Annotated in this window: 1 protein-coding gene; it reads right to left on the bottom strand. The window is 61.6% G+C overall.

Features of this window, described 5'->3' with window-relative positions; genetic code table 11:
* Window positions 1–354: hypothetical protein (locus SB764_RS38550; protein ID WP_410866542.1), on the bottom strand; the 354-nt coding region annotated here is incomplete at its 3' end.
* Between the last annotated feature and the right edge of the window lie 42 nt (window positions 355–396).

Below are 396 nucleotides of genomic sequence, written 5' to 3'. Positions count from 1 at the left end.
CACTTTGCATTGCACGTCCGCGACCGCCACCCGAATGGCTGTTTCCTTGTCACCGTGTGCCTCAACCGGACTCCAAGGATCGCTCCCGTCGAACGTTCCACCGTGTGCCTGTACGCACGATTTCCACTGCTCAATGAGCCCCTTGGTCTGAGGATCCTTCCCCGCGGCGACCTTCGCTTTCCCGGCGAGCTGGACGGTGAGTGCGTTGCGGTCGGCTCCGTAGCTTGTTGAGGGAAACGCTTTGCTCAGGCAGGAGTCCCACTGGTGGTTGAACTCGGGTGTTTTGGTTTCGAGCTCCGGGACGCCAAGGTTCTCTTCCGCGCGGCCGTACCCGAATTGCTCGGCACTTGCCATCAGCCAGATTCCGTAGGGGCGCTCAGCCGCTGAGGTCCTGTC

The sequence above is a fragment of the Paraburkholderia sp. SIMBA_027 genome, from assembly GCF_046535315.1.
Taxonomy (GTDB): Bacteria; Pseudomonadota; Gammaproteobacteria; order Burkholderiales; family Burkholderiaceae; genus Paraburkholderia; species Paraburkholderia tropica.
This window is presented reverse-complemented; position numbering and strand designations above follow the sequence as displayed.